The sequence below is a fragment of the Kitasatospora sp. NPDC051914 genome, from assembly GCF_040680995.1.
In the GTDB taxonomy this organism is placed as follows: Bacteria; Actinomycetota; Actinomycetes; order Streptomycetales; family Streptomycetaceae; genus Kitasatospora.
The window spans coordinates 71,718-91,172 of record NZ_JBFAXX010000017.1 but is presented as its reverse complement, the minus strand read 5'-3'; the positions used below and the strand labels follow the sequence as shown (position 1 = coordinate 91,172).

Sequence of the window (19,455 nt, the reverse complement as noted above, 5' to 3'; positions counted from 1 at the left end):
ACTATAACCGGTAGCATGACACTGGACTGGAAGATCGTCGTCGACTGCGCAGACCCGCACCGCCAGGCCGCCTTCTGGGCCGAGGCGCTCGGCTACCTGGTGGAGGACAACAGCCCCGTCGTGGAGCACCTGGTTGCCGGCGGCGCCCTGCCCACCGAGGCCTGGACGGTCGTCGACGGCCGCAAGGCCTTCCGCACGATGGCCGCCGTCCGGCACCCCGACGACCCGTTCGACCCGGCCACCGGCATCGGCCGCGGCCGGCGCCTGCTCTTCCAGGCCGTTCCGGAGCCCAAGACCGTCAAGAACCGCCTCCACCTGGACCTGCACGCCGGCCCCGAGCGCCGCGAGTCCGAGGTCGACCGGCTGACCGCCCTCGGCGCCACCGTGCTCGCCCGCATCGACGAGCCGGGCAGCCGGCACGTCACCCTCGCGGACCCCGAGGGCAACGAGTTCTGCGTCCAGTGAGCGGCACGGTGTTTCCATGAGCGGCACAGGGGGAGCGATGGACTTCGCAGAGTTCGAACGGCACGGCTGGGCCCGGCGCAGCACCGGCTACGACGAGGGCTTCGGCGCCATGACCGCCGGCGTCCACCCGGTGCTGCTGGACGCGGCCGGGGTGGCCGCCGGCACCCGACTGCTGGAGGTGGGCTGCGGCCCCGGCCGGCTCTCGGCACTCGCCCTGGCCCGCGGCGCCGAGGTGGTCGCCACCGACGCGGTCGCCGAGATGGCCGCCGTCGCCGCCGCGGCGCTGCCCGGCGCCCGGGTCGAACAGGCCGCGCTGCCCGGACTTCCCTACCCCGGGGGCAGCTTCGACGCGGCGGTGGGCGCCTTCGTCGTCAACCACGTGCCCGACCCGCCGGCCGCCGCCGCCGACCTGCACCGAGTGCTCGCCCCCGGCGGCCGCCTCGCCCTCTCCTGCTGGGACACCCTGGCGGCCAACCGCGCCCAGGGCCTGTTCTTCGACGCCGTCCGCGCGGTCGGCGGCGACGACCCCGCGGGGCTGCCCGGCGCCTCCCCCTTCGCCCGGTACGCCTCGCCCGGGGGCTTCGCCGGCCTGCTCGACGCGGCCGGCTTCGCCGAGGTGGAGGTCCGGCCGGTCCGCTGGACGCACCGGGTCGACCCGGAGGCCTGGTGGCAGCACGTGCTCGGCGGTACCGTGCTCACCTCCGCGCTGATCGAGAACCGGCCGCCCGAGGCGGTCGCCCTGATCCGCGCCGAGTACCTCCGCCTCGCCGCCCCGTACGCGGCCGGAGGCCTCCCGGTGGCCGCCCTGGTCGCGAGCGCCACCCGGCGGTAGCCGGGCAGGCCCCCGGGTGGCCGGTCCGTCCCGGGTCCTTCGTCCGGACCAGTGGGCGGGGTCTGGTGTTGCGGGTCGTCGGGAGGCTGCGTTCACTGACGGTGTTCGGAACCGATCGACGACGGCGCCTGCCCGGGCGGCCGGGGGAGTTGGGCCAGATGCTCTCAGCACGCAGCCTGTTCCAGGAGATCCACGACAACGACGAGTCGTTCCGTCTGTTCTGCAGCATCGCGGCGAAGGGCGAGGACCAGGGCGGCTGGGAGAACGCGCGGATCTCCAAGCTCGTCACCGACCAGGTCCTCGCCCCCAAGATCGCCCGGCACGGTGCGGACGAGGACAAGCACGGGCGGATCTTCAACGCCCTGCTGCACAAGCGCGGGCTGGCGCCGGTCGAGGTCCCCGACGACACCGACTACACGATGCTGCTGGAGCACCAGGGCATCGGCCTCGCCCACAGCCGGCTCCGCCGCGACGAGCCGCTCACCGAGCAGGACGTCATCACCTACCTCGCGCACAGCCGGGTCACCGAGCAGCGGGCCGCCGAACAGATGCAGCTGCTGAAGAAGGTCTTCGGCGACCACCCGGTGGTCGGCCGCGCGGTGCGGATGATCTCCAACGACGAGGACAACCACCTGGCCTTCTGCCACGAGGAGTTGCTCCGCCTCGCCGCAGCCGGCCACGGCCGGGCGATCCTGGACACCCTCCAGGAGAGCGCCCGGGCCGAGATCCGCACCTACCGCGACGTCAGCCTCGCCGTCATGGCGCACATGGGGGAGATCCTCCGCTGGCCGCGCGCCAAGTCGGCCGTCCTCGCCGCGGGCATCCACGCCGTCTACGCGTACGAACGGGCCCTGGGCTGGCGGCGGATGACGACCCTGTCGATGCCGGAGCGGCGCAATGCGCTCGGCGGCCCGGCCCCCGTGGAGTCCTTCGCCTGATCGGGGCCGTTCCCCGAAGGCCCGTCACCGTCCGACGGCGGGGTGCTACCTTCCGTGCCATGGAGCCGGAGTCGCACCTCGCCGTCGACGTACTCGCCGCCGCCGCCGTCGTCGACCTCTCCAACGTGGTGCGCGAGACCGGTCTGTGCAGCGGCCGCAAGGCCGACCTCGGCCGCTTCACCGCGCTCCTCGCCGCCCTCGTCCGGTACACCGGCGACCCGGCCGTGCAGGTCTACCCGGTCTGCGACCGCTCGCTGCTCGACCTGCCCGAACTCACCCGCGCCGAACGGGAGACGCTCGCCGACTGGGAGCGCCGCACCCTGATCGAGGTGCTCCCGGTCGCCGACGACCGGGTGCTCGAACTCGCCGACCGCACCGGCCGACCGGTCGTCAGCAGCGACAACTTCCACGACCACCTCCGCCGGTACCGGTGGATCGCCGGCAGCCGCCGCCGCTTCCTGCAGCCCGTGGCGATCCCCGCCCCGCCCGGCGTCGCCGTCCGGCCCCGGTACATGGAGCTCCCGCCGGACTGGGTGATCTCCCGCAAGGAGGAGGAGAGCGCGCTGATCGCCGCCGGCCTCTACGACCGCCGCGGCGCCGGCCCGCGCCGCGAGCTGCTCTCCCGCCGCTGGCGCTGCCCCGTCGACGGCTGCCCCACCTTCGGCCGGCGGGCGCCCGCCGCAGGCCCGCTGCCGGACTGCCGGGGGCACCGCACCCCGCACTGCCCCACCCACCAGCGGCCGCTCGCCGACCTCGGCGACGCACCGCACCGCAGCCAGCTCAAGGTGCGGATCGACGGCATCGTGCGCTGCCGCCGGGTGGTGGCCGAGGGCCGGCCGCTCACCGTCGGCCGCGCCTCCCGGGAACCCGGGGTCCCGCTCGCCGCCTGGCTCTCCGGCGCCGCCAGGGAGTGGATCAGCCGCGACCACGTCGCCGTCCGGCAGGCCGGCCCGCGGATCACCGTCGAGGACCTGAGCAGCAACGGCACCCGCATCCGCCGCCAGGACGGCCAGGAGATCCTGCTGCGCCGCGGCCAGAGCCGGACGCTGGCCCGCGGGGACGTCGTGCTGCTCCACGACACCGTCGAACTCCTGCTCAGCGGGAAGGAGTTCGCCTTCGACGAGGAGGCCGGCCAGGCGCCGCCGCAGGGCGAGGCGCTGCGCGCCACCTGGATCCAGCCGCCGCAAAGACCCGGACGGCGGCGGTGACCGCGGCCGGCGACCTGCTCGCCGGCCGCTACCTGCTGCTGCAGGAGCGCGGCCGGGGCGGTTTCGGCACCGTCTTCCGCGGCCACGACCGGGTGCTGGACCGCGAGATCGCGGTCAAGGTGCTCAACCCCTCCGCCGACGACGGCCACACCGTGGTGCGCGGCCGCTTCGACCGCGAGGCCAGGCTGCTGGCCGGGCTCGACCACCCGGGCATCGTCGGCGTGCTCGACCGCGGCACGCACGGCCGCACCGCGTTCATCGTCATGGAGTACCTGCCCGGCCCCGACCTGCAGGTCCTGCTCCGGGAGCACGGCGGCCCGCTCCCGGTGGCCGAGGTGCTCCGCCACGGCGTCCGGGTCGCGGACGCCCTCGACCACGCGCACACCCGGCCCGCCCCGGTCGTGCACCGCGACCTCAAGCCGTCCAACCTCATGCTGGACCGCCGCGGCGAGGTCCGGGTCCTCGACTTCGGCATGGCGGTCGCCCCGGCCGCCGGGCTCACCCGCTACACGCGGCTCGGCAGCGTGCTCGGCACGCTGCTGTACATGGCGCCGGAACAGCTGGTCGGCGAGGAGGCGGACACCCCCGCCGACCTGTACGCCTTCGGTGCCGTCCTGCACACCCTGCTCACCGGCGTGCCGCCCTTCCTGCCGACCGGGGGCCACGCGGACTTCGTCCGCGCGGTGCTCACCCGGGCGCCCGGACCGCCCTCCGCACCGGCCGGGTTGGCCGCGCTCGTACTGGCCATGCTGGCCAAGCGGCCCGGCGACCGGCCCACCGCGGCCACCGTCCGGGACACCCTCGGCGGGCTCCTCCGGCAGGGCGTGGGGGAGGCCCCGGAGATCACCGCCACCTCCGCCCGGCTGCTCGCCGCGGCCGAGTGGGACGTGCCCACCGGCGCCGCGGCGGCCTCCGCCCCGGTCTCCGCGGCCGGTGCCTCCGGCGCGGCCCCGGCGCGGGAGGGCACCGCGGGGCAGCGGCACGAGGCGGCGTGGGAGCAGCTCGAACTCGCCGAACGGGAGCTGGCCTCCGGGCGGCAGGCGGCGGCGGGGCACCGGTTCGCCGCACTGGCCGACCGGCTCGCCGCCGCGGGGGAGGGCCGCAGCCCGGCCGCGCTCGCCGCCCGGCTCGGCGCGGTGCGCGCACTGCGCGGACTCGGCCGGCGCGAGGAGGCCGCCCAGCGGCTGGCCGCGCTCGCCGCCGACACCGCAGCCGCACTGCCGGAGCACCACCCGCTCGCCCGCGCCGTCCGCGGCCTGCCGCCGCACTGACCGGCCGGTCGCGGCGGCGCCCGGCCGACGGCCCGTCAGCCGGGGTGCCCGGCGGTGAGCCGGACCTCGACCCGGATGTCCTGGGCCACCCGCAGCCGGTCGCCGTCGGTGAGCAGGCGGCGCACCCCCGGCGGCAGCCGCCGTTCGTTCAGCCTGGTGCGGTTGGTGGAGCCGAGGTCCTCCACCCAGGCCGGCCCGTCCGCCGCCAGCCCGGCCCGCAGGTGGCGGCCCGACATGGTGGGCAGCCCGCGGAAGAGGTACGAGTACGGCGACTGCACCGGGTCGCGCCCGAGCACCGCCTGCTCCCCGGCGGCCAGCTCGACCGTGCCGGTCGGGAAGACCAGCCGCAGCACGGGCCCGGGCCGCAGCAGCGCGTACGGGGCCAGACAGCCGCGGCACACCAGCTGCCGCCCGTCCGGTCGGACGGTGCCGCAGGCGCACCGGTCGGCGGATGTGTACGGCACCCGCGCCCCCTCCCTCGCCCCTCGGGGAGGAGTCTGCCGCAACCCGGTGCAGCCGTGCGGTCCCACGGCAGGGCGGACCCACCGGCGTGGGTGGTGCAAGATCGGACAATCCGACCGGGGAGGATGGGGCGGTGAGCTCGCAAATCTTCTCCCCGGGGCTGCAGCAGGCCCTGGACCTGGTCGGCATCTTCGTCTTCGCCCTGTCCGGCGGCCTGCTGGCCGTCCGCAAGAACATGGACATCTTCGGCATCTGCGTCCTCGCCGAGGCGACCGCCCTCGGCGGGGGCGTCATGCGCGACCTGGTCATCGGGGCCACACCGGTGGCGGCCTTCACCAACCTCGGCTACTTCTCCACCCCGCTCGCCGCCGGGCTCGTCGTCTTCTTCCTGCACCCGCAGGTCGAACGGATCAACACCGCCGTGCAGACCCTGGACGCCGCGGGCCTCGGCCTGTTCTGCGTCGCCGGCACCATCAAGGCCCACGACTACGGCCTGGGCTTCGTCCCGTCCGTCGCCCTGGGCATGCTCACCGCGGCCGGCGGCGGCGTGGTCCGCGACCTGCTCGCCCTCGAACCGCCCGCCCTGCTGCGCTGGGACCGCGAGATCTACGCGGTGCCCGCCCTGGTCGGCTCCACCGTCGTCGCGGCGCTCATCGCCGGCAACCGGCTCACCCCGCTGAACGCCGGCGCGGCCGCGCTCAGCGCCTTCGCCATCCGGATGCTCGCGCTCAGGTACGGCTGGCGCGCACCACGTGCTTGGCACCGCAACGATTCTCGCACCAGCGAGGAGTAGGCGAACCGCCGTACGCCAGCGAGATCGCCTCCGCCGTGCACAGCAGCTCCGGAAGCAGCCGGCTCAGCTCCGCCTCCACGGCCAGCCGGGCCGGCGCGGAGATCGTGCACACCGCGATCGACCGGCCCTCGGCGCCGATGATCGGCGCCGCCACGCAGTCCACCGCCTCCCGGTAGCCGCCCTGGTCCGCCGCCCAGCCGCGGCGGCGGACGGCCTCCAGCTCGGTCCGCAGCCGCGGATCCGGCGGCTCCGCGCCCGTACTGCTGCCGTCCAGGTCCTCCAGAAACGCCGTCAGCTGCTCCTCCGGCAGATCCGCCAGCAGCACCTTGCCCGCCGCGCAGGCCGCCGCGGGGATGCGCGTGCCGATCCGCCCGGCCGCCTCCGGCGCACCCGCCTGCACCGCCGGGTACCGGCCCTCCACCCGGTCCAGGTAGAGCACCGCGCCGTCCTCCAGCACCGCCAGCTGCACGGTGTGCCCGTACCGCTCGTTCAACGACGCCAGGTACGGCGCGGCGACCTGCCGGATGTCGATGCCCTCCAGGGCCTGCTGCGCCAGCCCGAACAGCCGGCCGCCCAGCCGGTAGCGGTGGTCCGGCTGGCGGTGCACGAAACCGTGTTCCTGCAGGGTGCGCAGCAGCCGCAGCGCCGTGGACTTGTGCACCCCGATCCGCGCGGCCGCCTGCTCCAGCGAGGCAGGGCCGTCCCCGAGCGAGGCGAGGATCGTCAGCGCCCGGTCCACCGTCTGCGACATCCGTCCACCCCTCAACGCACGGCAGTGAGGCAGGAGGCTAACGGCGCGTTGCACAGGCTGCAATGGCCAAATCGTGACCCCGCCGGACCTCCCGCCCGGCGCACCCCGTGACGGCCCCTACACTGGGAGCCGCCATGCCATATCTCGACCACGCAGCCACCACCCCGATGCTGCCCGAGGCCGTCGCCGCCATGACCGCCCACCTCGGGATCGTCGGCAACGCCTCCTCGCTGCACGCGGCCGGCCGCCGTGCCCGCCGGGTGGTCGAGGAGTCCCGCGAGTCCCTCGCCGAGGCGCTCGGCGCCCGTCCCAGCGAGATCGTCCTCACCGGCGGCGGCACCGAATCCGACAACCTCGCCGTCAAGGGCCTCTACTGGGCCCGCCGCGACGCCGACCCGCTGCGCCGCCGGGTGCTGTGCAGCCCCGTCGAGCACCACGCCGTACTGGACGCCGTCCACTGGCTCTCCGAGCACGAGGGCGCCCAGGTCGAGTACCTGCCCGTCGACGCCCACGGCCGGGTCCACCCGCTCGCGCTGCGCGAGGCAATCGAACGCAATCCGGCGGACGTCGCCCTGGTCACCGTCATGTGGGCCAACAACGAGGTCGGCACCCTCCAGCCCGTCGTCGAACTCGCCGCCGTCGCCCGCGAGTTCGACATCCCGATGCACGCCGACGCGGTGCAGGCGCTCGGCCAGGTCCCGGTCTCCTTCGCCGATTCCGGCCTCACCGCCCTCACCGTCACCGGCCACAAGATCGGCGGCCCGTACGGCATCGGCGCCCTGCTGCTCGCCCGCAACGCCGCACCCGTCCCGCTGCTGCACGGCGGCGGCCAGGAACGCGACGTCCGCTCCGGTACCCTCGACGTGCCCGCCGCCGCCGGCTTCGCCGCCGCAGCCGCCCTCGCCGTCGAACGCCGCGCCGACTTCGCCACCAGCGTCGGCGCACTCCGCGACGGCCTCGTCGCCGCCGTCACCGCCGCCGTTCCCGACGCCGTCCTCAACGGCGACCCCGACCCGGCCGGACGGCTCCCCGCCAACGCCCACTTCTCCTTCCCCGGCTGCGAGGGCGACGCACTGCTGATGCTGCTCGACGCCCAGGGCGTCGAGTGCTCGACCGGCTCCGCCTGCTCGGCGGGCGTCCCGCAGCCCAGCCACGTGCTGCTCGCCATGGGGGCGGACCCGCTGCTCGCCCGCGCCAGCCTCCGCTTCTCGCTCGGCCACACCTCCACCCCCGGGGACGTCGACGCCCTCACCGCCGCCATCACCCCGGCCGTCGAGCGGGCCCGCAACGCCGGCCTCGCCACCGCCCGCCACTGACCCCCCGGGCCAACCCCCACGCGCCCCTGGGGGGTTGGCCCGCCCCGCGTCCCTGTTCGGTCGGCCCGGTCCCGTGCCCCGGAAATGTGGTTGGCCCGAGCACGTACGCTTGGGGGCATCATGAGTGACTTCGCCGGTGACCCGAACACCCCCCGCCTCCGTGTGCTCGCTGCGATGTCCGGCGGCGTGGATTCGGCCGTTGCCGCCGCGCGTGCGGTCGAGGCCGGCCACGACGTGACCGGCGTGCACCTGGCGCTGTCCTCCAACCCGCAGTCGTTCCGCACCGGCGCCCGCGGCTGCTGCACCATCGAGGACTCCCGCGACGCCCGCCGGGCCGCCGACGTGATCGGCATCCCGTTCTACGTCTGGGACCTCGCCGAGCGCTTCCGCGAGGACGTCATCGACGACTTCGTCGCCGAGTACGCGGCGGGCCGCACCCCCAACCCCTGCCTGCGCTGCAACGAGAAGATCAAGTTCGCGGCGCTGCTGGACAAGGCGGTCGCGCTGGGCTTCGACGCGGTGTGCACCGGCCACTACGCCCGGATCGTGGACCTCCCGGGCGGCGGCCGCGAGCTGCACCGCGCGGTGGACGCCGCCAAGGACCAGTCCTACGTCCTCGGCGTGCTGGACGCCGACCAGCTCGCGCACTCGCTGTTCCCGCTGGGCGACACCACCAAGGACGAGATCCGGCTGGAGGCGGAGCGCCGCGGCCTGGCGGTCGCGAAGAAGCCGGACAGCCACGACATCTGCTTCATCGCCGACGGCGACACCCAGGGCTTCCTGGCCAAGCACCTCGGCACCGCGACCGGCGACATCGTGGACACCGACGGCACCAAGCTGGGCGAGCACGAGGGCGCGTACGGCTTCACCATCGGCCAGCGCAAGGGCCTGCGGATCGGCCGCCCGGCCGCGGACGGCAAGCCCCGCTACGTGCTGGACATCTCGCCGGTCACCAACACCGTCACCGTCGGCCCGGCCGAGGGCCTGGACGTCACGGCGCTGACCGCGGTCAAGCCGCGCTGGTGCGGCGAGCCCGCCGCGGGGGAGGGCCGGTACACCGCCCAGCTGCGCGCCCACGGCGAGGAGGTGCCGGTCACCGCCGAGCTGGACGGCGACGAGCTGCGGGTGCGCCTGGACAGCCCGGCCCGCGGGATCGCGCCCGGCCAGGCGGTCGTGCTGTACGACGGCACCCGGGTGGTCGGCTCGGCCACCATCGCCACCACCGAGCGCCGCACCGTCACCGCCTGACGGGCCGGCGCCGCCGACCGCCGATCTCCGACCGCACTGCCGACTGCCGACTGCCGACCCGCGGCGCCCCGGCCCGGACCCGTCCGGACCACGGACCGGAATTCCCGGCGGGGCGGGCGCCGCCCGTGTACACCTGGGGCCCTATGAACATCACCGTCTTCTGTTCCGCGTACTCACTCGACGAGCGCTACACCGCCCCGGCCGCCGAGTTCGCCCGGCTGCTCGGCGAGCGCGGCCACACCCTGGTCTGGGGCGGCTCGCACGCCGGCCTGATGGGCCTGCTCGCCGACGGCGTGAAGGAGGCCGGCGGCCGACTCGTCGGCATCTCCGTCGAACTCCTCGCGCACAAGGCCTACGAGGGCGCCGACGAACTGGTCACCGCCCCCGACCTCGCCGCCCGCAAGGCCCTGCTGCTGGAGCGCGCCGACGCACTCGTGGTGCTGGTCGGCGGCCTCGGCACGCTGGACGAGGTCACCGAGGTGCTGGAGCTCAAGAAGCACGCCCTGCACGACAAGCCGGTGGTCCTCCTGGACACCGAGGGCTTCTACTCCGGCCTGCGCACCCAGCTCGAGCGGATGGACACCGAGGGCTTCCTGCCCCGCCCGCTGGACGAGCTCGTCGTGTTCGCCACCACCCCGGCCGAGGCCTTCGCGGCCCTCGACCGCCTCTGACGACAGGACCGTCCCATGGGAACCCACCTGATCACCGGTGCCGGCTCCGGCATCGGCGCGGTCGTCGCCGAGCGGCTGCTGGCCCGCGGCGAGGACGTCCTGCTGCTGGCCCGGGACGCCCGGCGCGCCGCCGAGCTGCGCGAGCGCTTCCCCGGCGCCGCCACCCTGGTCGGCGACCTCGCCGACCCGGCGAAGCTCTCCTGGGCGTTCGGCCACCAGAGCCTGCCCGTCGAACTCGACTCGCTGCTGCACATCGCCGGAGTGGTCGAACTCGGCAACGTCGGCGACCTCCCGGTCAAGGCCTGGCAGGAGCAGCTGAACGTCAACGCGGTCGCCCCCGCCGAGATCACCCGGCTGCTGCTGCCCTCGCTGCGGCTGGCCCGCGGCCACGTGGTCTTCGTCAACTCCGGTGCGGGGCTGTACGCCCACGCCAACTGGAGCGCCTACGCGGCCAGCAAGTTCGCCGTCCGGGCGCTCGCCGACTCGCTGCGCGCCGAGGAGCACGGCAACGGCGTCCGGGTCACCACCGTCTACCCGGGCCGCACCGCCACCCCGATGCAGGAGAAGGTGCACCGCCAGGAGGGCCGCGACTACGACCCCGCGCAGTGGATCGCCCCCGAGTCCGTCGCCACCGCGATCCTCACCGCGATCGACCTCCCGCGCGACGCCGAACTCACCGAGATCACCGTCCGCCCGGGCCGGTAGCCGCGGGGGACGCCCGTTCTGGCTAGGCTCGGGCGGTGTGAGCACTGAATTCCCCTTCCCCGAGCTGTACGGCGCCGCCACGGGTGTCGGGTCGATGCCCGGCACCGACGCCCGTGAGGCGGCCCGGACGGCGGTCGGCGCGCTGGAGCAGCTGCCCCACCTGCCGGAGCTGCCGGCCCGCGGGCCCGGCGCCGACATGATCGGCCGCGGGGCCGGTCTGCTCGTCGAGCTGTTCGCCCAGGTGGAGCCCAGCGGCTGGCGGTTCGCCGACCGGCCGGGACGCGACACCCGCCGCGCCCACTCCTGGCTCGGCGAGGACCTCGACGCCCTGGAGGAGTTCACCCAGGGCCACGAGGGCGCGCTCAAGCTGCAGGCCGTCGGCCCGTGGACGCTCGCCGCCTCGGTCGAACTCAAGCACGGAGAGAAGGCGCTGGCCGACCCCGGCGCCTGCCGCGACATCGCCGAGTCGCTCACCGAGGGCCTGCGCCGCCACCTCGCCGACGTCCGCCGGCGGGTGCCCGGCGCGCAGCTCGTCCTGCAACTGGACGAGCCCTCGCTGCCCGCCGTGCTGGCCGGCGCGGTGAAGACCGCCAGCGGCTTCCAGCGGCTGCGCGCCGTCGACCGCCAGGTCGCCGAGGAGGCGCTCCGCTCGGTGATCCGCGCCCTGGACGTGCCCGTGGTGGTGCACAGCTGCGCCCCCGGCGTACCGATCCCGCTGCTGCGCCGGGCCGGGGTGGCCGGAGTGTCCCTGGACTTCTCGCTGCTGACGGAACGTGAGGACGACGACCTCGGCGAGGCGGTCGAGGCGGGCACGGTGATCCTCGCCGGTGTCGTGCCCTCCACCGAGGGGGGACTGTCCGACCCGGCCGGTAGTGTCCAGGGTGTCAGGACGTTGTGGAAGAGGCTCGGGTTCGGCCCGGAGCTGCTGGGCCGCCGGGTGCTGGTGACGCCGACCTGCGGGCTGGCGGGGGCGTCCCCCGCGTACGCGCGCCGGGCGCTGTCGTACAGCGCGAAGGCCGCACAGAGCCTGGTGGACAACCCGGAGTGAGACGCTAGGAGGCGCACGGTGGCGGCGGTCGAGGGCTGGGAGGACGTCCCCGCGGAGGTCCGGAAGCGGCACGCCGAGCTGGCGGCCGAGATCGAGGACCACCGCGTCCGCTACTACGAGCAGGACGCGCCGGTCGTCAGCGACGCCGAGTTCGACGCCCTGATGCGGGAGTTGCAGGCCATCGAGGCCGACCACCCGGTGCTGTGCACGCCCGAGTCGCCCACCCAGAAGGTCGGCGGCGCCGTCGCCGAGGGCTTCGCCTCGGTGGAGCACCGGGAGCGCCTGCTCAGCCTCGACAACGCGATGGACGACGAGGAGCTCGCCGCCTGGGCCGAGCGCGTCGCCCGCGAGCTCGACGGCCTCGACTACCACTACCTGTGCGAGCTCAAGGTGGACGGCCTCGCCGTCAACCTCACGTACGAGCGCGGCGAGCTGGTGCTGGCCGCGACCCGCGGCGACGGCCGGGTCGGCGAGGACATCACCGCCAACGTGCGCACCATCAAGGAGATCCCGCACCGGCTGCAGGGCGACAACGTCCCCGAGCTGGTGGAGATCCGCGGCGAGGTGTACTTCCCGACGGAGGCCTTCGAGGCGCTCAACGCCTCCTTCGCCGCCGAGAACGAGCGCCGCCGCCAGGAGAACGAGGAGCGGGCCAAGGAGGGCAGGCGGCCGCGGGCGATGGTCAAGCTGTTCATGAACCCGCGGAACGCCGCCGCCGGCTCGCTGCGCATGAAGGACCCCCTGGTCACCGCCTCCCGCCCGCTGCACATGGTGGTGCACGGCATCGGCACCCGGGTCGGCTTCGACATCGACTGCCAGTCGCACGCCTACGACCTGCTGCGCGAGTGGGGCCTGCCGACCGCCCGGCACAACAAGGTGGTCGGCACGCTCGACGAGGTGCGGGCCTTCATCAAGCAGTACGGCGAGCAGCGGCACTCCGTCGAGCACGAGATCGACGGCGTGGTGGTCAAGGTCGACGAGATCCCGCTGCAGGGCCGGCTCGGCGCCACCTCCAAGTCCCCGCGCTGGGCGATCGCCTGGAAGTACCCGCCGGAGGAGGTCACCGCCAAGCTCGCCAGCATCAAGATCGGCATCGGCCGCACCGGCCGGGCCACCCCGTACGCGGTGATGGCCGAGCCGGTGAAGGTTGCCGGCTCGATGGTGCAGTACGCCACCCTGCACAACCAGCAGGTGGTCAAGGCCAAGGGCGTGCTGCTCGGAGACACCGTGGTGCTGCGCAAGGCCGGCGACGTCATCCCGGAGATCCTCGGCCCGGTGGAGGACCTGCGGGACGGCACCGAGCGGGAGTTCGTGATGCCGACGCACTGCCACGAGTGCGGCACCGAGCTGCGCCCGATGTCCGAGGGCGACATCGACCTGCGCTGCCCCAACGCCCGGTACTGCCCGGCCCAGGTGCGCGAGCGCCTGGCGTACCTCGGCGGCCGCGAGTCGCTGGACATCGAGGGCCTCGGCTACGTCGCCGCCACCGCGCTCACCCAGCCGCTGGAGCCCGCCGAGCCGCCTGTCAAGAACGAGGGGGACATCTTCGGCCTCACCGAGGAGCAGCTGCTGCCGATCAAGGTGCTGGTGCGCGATCCCAAGACCGGCATGCCCAAGCTGGACGACGAGACCGGCGAGGAGAAGGAGGTCTTCTTCTTCGCCACCACCGCCGGAGCCCCCAAGAAGGCCCTCACCGCGCTGCTCGACAACCTCGCCGCGGCCACCGACCGCCCGCTGTGGCGGTACCTGAACGGCCTGTCGATCCGCCACGTCGGACCGGTCGCCGCGCAGGCGCTGGCCCGCGAGTTCCGCGACCTGGACCGGATCTTCGCCGCCACCGAGGAGGAGCTGGCCGCCGCCGAGGGCGTCGGCCCGAAGATCGCCAAGGCCGTCAAGGAGTGGTACGCCGAGGAGTGGCACCGGGAGATCCTGGAGAAGTGGCGGGCCGCCGGTGTGCAGTTCACCGAGACCGGCACCGAGGAGGAGGGCGAGCGCCCGCTGGAGGGCCTCGTCGTGGTCGTCACCGGCACCCTGACCGGCCACACCCGGGACGGCGCCAAGGAGGCGCTGACCTCGCGCGGCGCCAAGGTCACCGGCTCGGTGTCCAAGAAGACCGACTTCGTGGTGGTCGGCGACAACCCGGGCTCCAAGTACGACAAGGCCGTCCAGCTCGGGGTGCAGGTCCTCGACGACGCGGGCTTCGCCGTGCTGTTGGAACAGGGCACCGAGGCCGCCCGCGCCCTCGCCGGCACGGGTGACGCCGAGGCCGCCGGCTAGCGCGTCCGCCGGGGGAGTCCGACGGCGTCCCACGGCCCGATCCTGTTATCGTCCTGACACCGCGTCACGGGTGCACCGAGCCGGAAACCGGGCATTGTGTCACTGTCCGGCATCGGTCTGCCGGTGGCGCGCCCAGGGTTGTCCGAAAGTCCGCCCTGTCGGCGGACTCCGGCTTACCCTTGGCGCAACAGAGTGTCAGCAGGGGTGAAATGGCGACGGTTCCGGCCGCCGCTCGTGGGGCGCCCCGATACCTGACGTCCACCGGCACCGCCAGGTGCCTCACCGTGAGGCGGCCTGTCGGGGCGGGCCCGACGGAGGACAGGGCATATGGATCGTACGACCGGCGGCGCGCCCACACGCCCGCCGCAGGGGGTGGCAGGGGCGGTCCTGCTGCTCGGCGTGCTGCTGGCCGGCGCCGCGCCGCTCATCCCGCTGGCCGTGCTGGTCTACCGGTACGAACCGGAACTACTGCCGCTGTTCGCCGTCCCGCTGGCGGTGCTGGTCGCCGCCTGGCGGATCGCCAGGGACCGGGCGAGGGACCAGCTCACCGACCCGCTGACCGACCTGCCGAACCGTCAGGCGTTACTCCTGGCCGCCCAGGACGCCATCGCCCGGCACGACGGCGACGAGGACTACAGCGTCGGCATCGTGCTGCTCGACCTCGACCGGTTCCGCTCGCTCAACGACGCGCTCGGCCACACCGCCGGCGACAGGCTGCTGGTGCACATCGCCCGCCGACTGCACCGGGCGCTGCGGACCGGCCATTCCCGGACGTCGGCCGTGCCCGCCCGCACCGGACCCGACGAGGTCGCCGCCGCCCTGCCCTCCCCGCTGCACCGCGGCGGCCGGCCGGTGGTCGCCCGGATGGGCGGCGACGAGTTCGCCGTCCTGCTGCCCGGCGTGGGCCGCCCCGAGACCCTGGAGCGGATCGCCAAGGCGCTGATCGTGGAGCTGGCCGCCCCGATCCGCCTGGACGGCCTGCTGCTCGTCCTGGAGGCCAGCGCCGGCGTCTGCGTCTACCCCGCCCACGCCCGGGACGCCGAATCGCTTCTGCGCCGCGCCGACGTCGCCATGGGCCACGCCCAGCGCGGCCGCAGCGGTGTCGAGGTCTACCACGAGGCCCAGGACACCGACACCCCGTACCGGATCGGCCTGCTCGGCGACCTGCGCCGGGCCCTGGAGACCGGCGAGGTGCAGCTGCACTACCAGCCGAAGGTCGCCTTCGACGGCCGGGTGGTCGGCCTGGAGGCTCTGCTGCGCTGGGAGCGGCCCGGCCAGGGCCGCGTCCCCCCGGACGAGTTCATCGGCCTCGCCGAGTCCAGCGGCCTGATGCCGCGGCTCACCGACTACGTGCTGGAGGCGGCGGTCGGCCAGCTCGCCGCCTGGCGCGAACAGGGGCTGCAGGTACCGGTCGCGGTCAACGTCTCGCCCCGGGACGTCCTCAACCCGGGCTTCGCCACCCGGGTCGCCGGCCACCTCACCCGGCACCGGGTGCCCGCCCACGCCCTCCAGCTGGAGATCACCGAACGGCTGCTGCTCGACGACTCCCGGCGCGCCGCCGACACCCTCGCCGAACTGCGCCGCTACGGCGTCGGGATGTCCCTGGACGACTTCGGCACCGGCCACTCCTCGATGGCCCGGCTGCGCAGCCTGCCGGTCGGCGAGCTGAAGATCGACCGCTCCTTCGTCTCCCGGATGGTCGCCGACGACCACGACGCCGCCGTGGTGCGCTGCTCGGTCGAGCTCGCCCACTCGCTGGGGCTCACCGTGGTCGCCGAGGGCGTCGAGGACGATGAGACCTGGGAGCGGCTGCACGGCATGGGTGTCGACGCCGTGCAGGGCTGGCTGGTGTCGGCCGCACTGCCCGCCGACCAGGCGACCGCCTGGCTGATGGTGCGGCAGACCGGCACCGCCCGGGTCGAGCGGCTCGCCCCCCAGCAGCAGCCGCTCACCCCGCCCGTCCCGCAGCCGCGGTCGCTGCCGACCGTCTCGGCCCAGGCCGAACTGCCCGCCCCGACCACCCCCTTGCCCGCGCCGACCACCCAGCAGTGACCCGCCCGCGGGCCCCGCACACGGCATCCGCCCGCCCTCGGCCGTGCACGGACGGCGGCCCCGGGCGGACGTGTGCGCGAGTCCACCACGGCAGGCCGTCCGGGGCGGGCGGCGGCTTCCTTCGTCCCCGCCCCTTGTTGCGGATGCGGTGATTCCGGTTGAGTGTGACCCTCTGAGCACACCACCGGACGTCGTCGAAGGAGAACCGCCGTGAGCGAGCAGCGGACGGCCGCAGTCCTGGCCGGCCTCGTCCTGCTGGCGGGCGCCGCGGCCTGCAACGGCGGCGGCGCCGGGGCGCCCGGTGCGGCCCCGGGCAGCGCCTCCGGCGGCTCGGCCCGCTCCGCCTCCGGGCCGACGGCCTCCGCCTCCGCCTCCGCCTCCGCCGAGCCCGAGAACGGCGCGGCCGCACTCCCCGCCCGCGAGATCGTCGAGCGCTCGGTGGGGGCGCTCAGGACGGCCGGCTCGGTACGGATCACCGGCCGCGGCAGCAGCCAGGGCCAGTCCGTCACCTTCGACCTGTCCACGGACACCTCCGGCACCTGCGCGGGCACCATGGGCCTCAGCGGCCAGGGCACCTTCCGCCTGGTCAAGCTCGGCACCGAACTGTGGGTCAAGCCGGACGCGGTGTTCTGGCGCAGCCACGGCGGCGCCGCCGCCGAAGACCTGGTCGGCGAGAAGTACCTGAAGACCACCACCGACAACACCGACTTCTCGCAGATCGGCGACGTGTGCGACCTGGACGCGCTCGGCGGCGCCCTGCTCGAACAGACCCCGGACAGCCTCGCCGTCGGCGGCCCCGCCACCGTGGACGGCACCCCCGCGGTCACCGTCAGCGGCACCGCGGACGACGGCACCAGCACCCTGACGGTGGCCACCCGCGGCGAGCCGTACCCGCTGCGGATGGAGAAGGCGGGCGGGGAGGAGACCGGCCGGGTGGAGCTCAAGGAGTTCGGCGTGCCGGTCGAGGCCGAGGCACCGTCCCCTGCCGAGACCCTCGACCTGGACCTGCTGAACAGCGACAGCGGCGACCCGACGGACCCGGCCACCATGTCGCTGTGACTCGCCCGCTCGCCTCCGGGCCCTCCCGATCCGGCGCCGACGGTCTCCCCCAGCCTGACGGCTGGGAGGTGCCCCCATGCTCCGTCGCTGCGCTCCCTCGATCGCCCTCCTGCCCGCCGGCGGGCAGGAGGGGCCCACCCTTTCGGCACCGGCGGGCCCTTCGGCTCGGGCGGATATCGCCCTCTGGCACAGTGCTTTCGGGTCCCGCGCCTTGTGCGGCGCCGGGTGCGGGCGTGTGCGCCATAGGATGTGTCCTTAGACCAAGAGGACGGGCAAGCCCCCGGTCTCACCCGAACCCGAACCTGAGGATCGCTGCATGCCTGGCATCACGCGCGAGGAGGTCGCCCACCTCGCTCGGCTGTCGCGTCTCGAATTGCAGGCCGAAGAGCTGGACCACTTCGCCGAGCAGCTCGACGTGATCATCGGCGCGGTCGCCCGCGTTTCCGAGGTCGCCGGACAGGACGTCCCGCCGACCTCCCACCCGCTGCCGCTGACCAACGTCATGCGCGCGGACGAGGTGCGGCCGTCGCTCACCCCCGAGCAGGCGCTGTCCGGCGCCCCGGCGAGCGAGGAGCAGCGTTTCCGTGTGCCCCAGATCCTCGGGGAGGACTGAGCGATGACCGAGCTGATCAAGTACACCGCTGCCGAGACCGCTGCCGCGATCTCCGCCGGCGAGGTCTCGGCCGTCGAGGTCGCCCAGGCGCACCTGGACCGGATCGAGGCCGTCGACAAGAAGGTCAACGCCTTCCTGCACGTCGACACCGAGGGTGCGCTGAAGGCCGCCCGCGCCGTCGACGACAAGCGCGCCCGCGGCGAGGAGCTCGGCCCGCTGGCCGGCGTCCCGCTCGCGCTCAAGGACGTCTTCACCACCAAGGGCATCCCGACCACGTGCGGCTCGAAGATCCTCGAGGGCTGGGTGCCGCCGTACGACGCCACCCTGACGACCCGTCTGAAGGACGCCGGCGTCGTCATCCTCGGCAAGACCAACATGGACGAGTTCGCGATGGGCTCCTCCACCGAGAACTCCGCCTACGGCCCGACCGGCAACCCGTGGGACCTCTCCCGCATCCCCGGCGGCTCCGGCGGCGGCTCCGCGGCCGCGCTGGCCGCCTACCAGGCCCCGCTGGCGATCGGCACCGACACCGGCGGTTCGATCCGCCAGCCCGGCGCCGTCACCGGCACCGTCGGTGTGAAGCCGACCTACGGCGCGGTCTCCCGCTTCGGCCTGGTCGCGTTCTCCTCCTCGCTCGACCAGGGCGGCCCCTGCGCCCGCACCGTGCTGGACGCGGCGCTGCTGCACGAGGCCATCGCCGGCTACGACCCGCTGGACTCCACCTCCATCGACGCGCCGGTGCCGGCCGTCGTCGAGGCCGCGAGGATGCGCGACATCCGCGGCATGCGGATCGGCGTCGTCAAGGAGTTCGGCGGCGAGGGCTACCAGGCCGGCGTGATGCAGCGCTTCAACGAGTCGGTGGAGCTGCTGCGCGAGCTGGGCGCCGAGGTCGTCGAGGTGTCCTGCCCGTCCTTCACCCTGGCGCTGCCCGCGTACTACCTGATCGCGCCCAGCGAGGCCTCCTCCAACCTGGCCCGCTTCGACGCCATGCGCTACGGCCTGAGGGTCGGCGACGACGGCACCCGCAGCGCCGAGGACGTCACCGCCCTCACCCGCGAGGCCGGCTTCGGCCCCGAGGTGAAGCGCCGCATCATGCTCGGCACGTACGCCCTCTCCTCGGGCTACTACGACGCCTACTACGGCTCGGCGCAGAAGGTCCGCACGCTCATCTCGCGGGACTTCGACGCCGCGTTCGCCGGGGTGGACGTGCTCGTCTCCCCGACCACGCCGACCACCGCCTTCCCGATCGGCGAGCGCGCCGACGACCCGATGGCGATGTACCTGGCAGACCTGTGCACCATCCCGTCGAACCTGGCGGGCAACGCGGCCATGTCGCTGCCCTGCGGCCTGGCCCCGGAGGACAATCTCCCGGTCGGCCTGCAGATCATCGCTCCCGCGATGGCGGACGACCGCCTGTACCGCGTGGGCGGCGCCGTCGAGGCCGCTCTCAACGAGAAGTGGGGACACCCCCTGCTGGAGGAGGCACCGGCACTGTGAGCAGGATCGAGAAGGCCAAGGGCTTCAAGCACTCGAAGCCGGGCCTGTGGCTGTCCATCGGCACCAGCGCGTTCGGGGCGGTCTCCATCGCCAAGGACGTGAAGAAGGCCCGGTCCGAGAACGACACGCTCAAGCTGATCAACGCCCTCGTCGGCGCCGCCGCCCTGATCACCGGCACCGCGCTCCTCGTCCGCGAGCTCCGGCGGCTCGGCGACGACGACGTGCTGCTCGGCTGACGGACCTCCAAGA

The 19,455-nt window shown here is 74.3% G+C and carries 19 protein-coding genes; 17 read left to right on the top strand and 2 right to left on the bottom strand.

Translation table 11 applies throughout. The annotated features are described in order from the left end of the window. The first annotated feature begins 15 nt into the window (after positions 1–15). The 5 genes from AB0M03_RS13835 (at position 16) to AB0M03_RS13815 (ending at position 4,714) form a co-directional block, all read left to right on the top strand. Positions 16–465, top strand: a complete 450-nt coding sequence (locus tag AB0M03_RS13835; RefSeq protein WP_363491605.1) for a VOC family protein — start codon at positions 16–18, stop codon at positions 463–465. A gap of 16 nt (positions 466–481) precedes the next feature. Then, positions 482–1,297, top strand: coding sequence for a class I SAM-dependent methyltransferase (locus AB0M03_RS13830; protein ID WP_363491604.1), 816 nt, complete (start codon positions 482–484; stop codon positions 1,295–1,297). Between the two features lie 158 nt (positions 1,298–1,455). Further along, positions 1,456–2,235: a ferritin-like domain-containing protein gene (locus tag AB0M03_RS13825; RefSeq protein WP_363491603.1), complete on the top strand. Its 780-nt coding sequence runs from the start codon at positions 1,456–1,458 to the stop codon at positions 2,233–2,235. Positions 2,236–2,294: 59 nt separating this feature from the next. Continuing rightward, entirely contained in the window at positions 2,295–3,443 is a 1,149-nt protein-coding gene (locus AB0M03_RS13820; protein WP_363491602.1) for a hypothetical protein, read from the top strand. Next, complete coding sequence (locus AB0M03_RS13815; RefSeq protein WP_363491601.1) at positions 3,440–4,714, top strand: serine/threonine-protein kinase; 1,275 nt, start codon at positions 3,440–3,442, stop codon at positions 4,712–4,714. Before AB0M03_RS13820 ends, AB0M03_RS13815 begins: the two co-directional genes overlap by 4 nt. A 35-nt stretch (positions 4,715–4,749) precedes the next feature. Here AB0M03_RS13815 and AB0M03_RS13810 read toward each other — a convergent pair whose 3' ends face one another. Continuing rightward, positions 4,750–5,178: an FHA domain-containing protein gene (locus AB0M03_RS13810; RefSeq protein ID WP_363491600.1), complete on the bottom strand. Its 429-nt coding sequence runs from the start codon at positions 5,176–5,178 to the stop codon at positions 4,750–4,752. A gap of 131 nt (positions 5,179–5,309) precedes the next feature. Here AB0M03_RS13810 and AB0M03_RS13805 point away from each other — a divergent pair, with 131 nt between their 5' ends. Then, positions 5,310–5,969, top strand: a complete 660-nt coding sequence (locus tag AB0M03_RS13805; protein WP_363491599.1) for a trimeric intracellular cation channel family protein — start codon at positions 5,310–5,312, stop codon at positions 5,967–5,969. Here the strand turns inward: AB0M03_RS13805 and AB0M03_RS13800 are convergent. Continuing rightward, on the bottom strand, positions 5,905–6,720 hold the full coding sequence (locus AB0M03_RS13800) for an IclR family transcriptional regulator (RefSeq protein ID WP_363491598.1): 816 nt from the start codon (positions 6,718–6,720) through the stop codon (positions 5,905–5,907). The two genes, AB0M03_RS13805 and AB0M03_RS13800, sit on opposite strands and share 65 nt — an antisense overlap. 134 nt (positions 6,721–6,854) lie before the next feature. Here AB0M03_RS13800 and AB0M03_RS13795 point away from each other — a divergent pair, with 134 nt between their 5' ends. From AB0M03_RS13795 to AB0M03_RS13745, 11 genes are all read left to right on the top strand, one after another. Then, positions 6,855–8,036: a cysteine desulfurase family protein gene (locus tag AB0M03_RS13795; RefSeq protein WP_363491597.1), complete on the top strand. Its 1,182-nt coding sequence runs from the start codon at positions 6,855–6,857 to the stop codon at positions 8,034–8,036. Between the two features lie 120 nt (positions 8,037–8,156). Next, positions 8,157–9,284: a tRNA 2-thiouridine(34) synthase MnmA gene (gene mnmA / locus AB0M03_RS13790; RefSeq protein ID WP_363491596.1), complete on the top strand. Its 1,128-nt coding sequence runs from the start codon at positions 8,157–8,159 to the stop codon at positions 9,282–9,284. Between the two features lie 143 nt (positions 9,285–9,427). Beyond that, positions 9,428–9,955 (top strand): TIGR00730 family Rossman fold protein, encoded by a 528-nt coding sequence (locus tag AB0M03_RS13785; protein ID WP_363491595.1) that lies wholly within the window; start codon positions 9,428–9,430, stop codon positions 9,953–9,955. Positions 9,956–9,970: 15 nt separating this feature from the next. Further along, positions 9,971–10,660 (top strand): SDR family oxidoreductase, encoded by a 690-nt coding sequence (locus AB0M03_RS13780; RefSeq protein ID WP_363491594.1) that lies wholly within the window; start codon positions 9,971–9,973, stop codon positions 10,658–10,660. A 37-nt stretch (positions 10,661–10,697) separates the two neighbouring features. Beyond that, positions 10,698–11,708, top strand: a complete 1,011-nt coding sequence (locus tag AB0M03_RS13775; RefSeq protein WP_363491592.1) for a methionine synthase — start codon at positions 10,698–10,700, stop codon at positions 11,706–11,708. Positions 11,709–11,726: 18 nt separating this feature from the next. Continuing rightward, on the top strand, positions 11,727–13,985 hold the full coding sequence (ligA, locus tag AB0M03_RS13770; RefSeq protein WP_363491591.1) for an NAD-dependent DNA ligase LigA: 2,259 nt from the start codon (positions 11,727–11,729) through the stop codon (positions 13,983–13,985). A 327-nt stretch (positions 13,986–14,312) separates the two neighbouring features. Then, positions 14,313–16,037, top strand: a complete 1,725-nt coding sequence (locus tag AB0M03_RS13765; RefSeq protein WP_363491590.1) for a bifunctional diguanylate cyclase/phosphodiesterase — start codon at positions 14,313–14,315, stop codon at positions 16,035–16,037. A gap of 210 nt (positions 16,038–16,247) precedes the next feature. Continuing rightward, positions 16,248–17,096, top strand: a complete 849-nt coding sequence (locus AB0M03_RS13760) for a hypothetical protein (protein WP_363491589.1) — start codon at positions 16,248–16,250, stop codon at positions 17,094–17,096. Positions 17,097–17,412: 316 nt separating this feature from the next. Beyond that, positions 17,413–17,709, top strand: coding sequence for an Asp-tRNA(Asn)/Glu-tRNA(Gln) amidotransferase subunit GatC (gene gatC / locus AB0M03_RS13755; RefSeq protein ID WP_033820075.1), 297 nt, complete (start codon positions 17,413–17,415; stop codon positions 17,707–17,709). A 3-nt stretch (positions 17,710–17,712) separates the two neighbouring features. Further along, positions 17,713–19,206 carry an Asp-tRNA(Asn)/Glu-tRNA(Gln) amidotransferase subunit GatA gene (gene gatA / locus AB0M03_RS13750; protein ID WP_363491588.1) on the top strand — a complete coding sequence of 498 codons (1,494 nt, stop codon included), beginning with the start codon at positions 17,713–17,715 and terminating at the stop codon, positions 19,204–19,206. Further along, positions 19,203–19,442, top strand: coding sequence for a hypothetical protein (locus AB0M03_RS13745; RefSeq protein WP_363491587.1), 240 nt, complete (start codon positions 19,203–19,205; stop codon positions 19,440–19,442). The genes gatA and AB0M03_RS13745 overlap by 4 nt, the downstream gene beginning before the upstream one ends. Positions 19,443–19,455 lie beyond the last annotated feature (13 nt).

What these genes read in the sequence shown, in the direction of transcription:
- AB0M03_RS13835 (WP_363491605.1), top strand. Translation starts at nt 16, where the DNA reads ATGACACTGGACTGGAAGATCGTCGTCGACTGCGCAGACCCGCACCGC.
- AB0M03_RS13830 (WP_363491604.1), top strand. Translation starts at nt 482, where the DNA reads ATGAGCGGCACAGGGGGAGCGATGGACTTCGCAGAGTTCGAACGGCAC.
- AB0M03_RS13825 (WP_363491603.1), top strand. Translation starts at nt 1,456, where the DNA reads ATGCTCTCAGCACGCAGCCTGTTCCAGGAGATCCACGACAACGACGAG.
- AB0M03_RS13820 (WP_363491602.1), top strand. Translation starts at nt 2,295, where the DNA reads ATGGAGCCGGAGTCGCACCTCGCCGTCGACGTACTCGCCGCCGCCGCC.
- AB0M03_RS13800 (WP_363491598.1), bottom strand. Translation starts at nt 6,720, where the DNA reads ATGTCGCAGACGGTGGACCGGGCGCTGACGATCCTCGCCTCGCTCGGG.
- AB0M03_RS13795 (WP_363491597.1), top strand. Translation starts at nt 6,855, where the DNA reads ATGCCATATCTCGACCACGCAGCCACCACCCCGATGCTGCCCGAGGCC.
- mnmA (WP_363491596.1), top strand. Translation starts at nt 8,157, where the DNA reads ATGAGTGACTTCGCCGGTGACCCGAACACCCCCCGCCTCCGTGTGCTC.
- AB0M03_RS13785 (WP_363491595.1), top strand. Translation starts at nt 9,428, where the DNA reads ATGAACATCACCGTCTTCTGTTCCGCGTACTCACTCGACGAGCGCTAC.
- AB0M03_RS13780 (WP_363491594.1), top strand. Translation starts at nt 9,971, where the DNA reads ATGGGAACCCACCTGATCACCGGTGCCGGCTCCGGCATCGGCGCGGTC.
- AB0M03_RS13765 (WP_363491590.1), top strand. Translation starts at nt 14,313, where the DNA reads ATGGATCGTACGACCGGCGGCGCGCCCACACGCCCGCCGCAGGGGGTG.
- gatC (WP_033820075.1), top strand. Translation starts at nt 17,413, where the DNA reads ATGCCTGGCATCACGCGCGAGGAGGTCGCCCACCTCGCTCGGCTGTCG.
- gatA (WP_363491588.1), top strand. Translation starts at nt 17,713, where the DNA reads ATGACCGAGCTGATCAAGTACACCGCTGCCGAGACCGCTGCCGCGATC.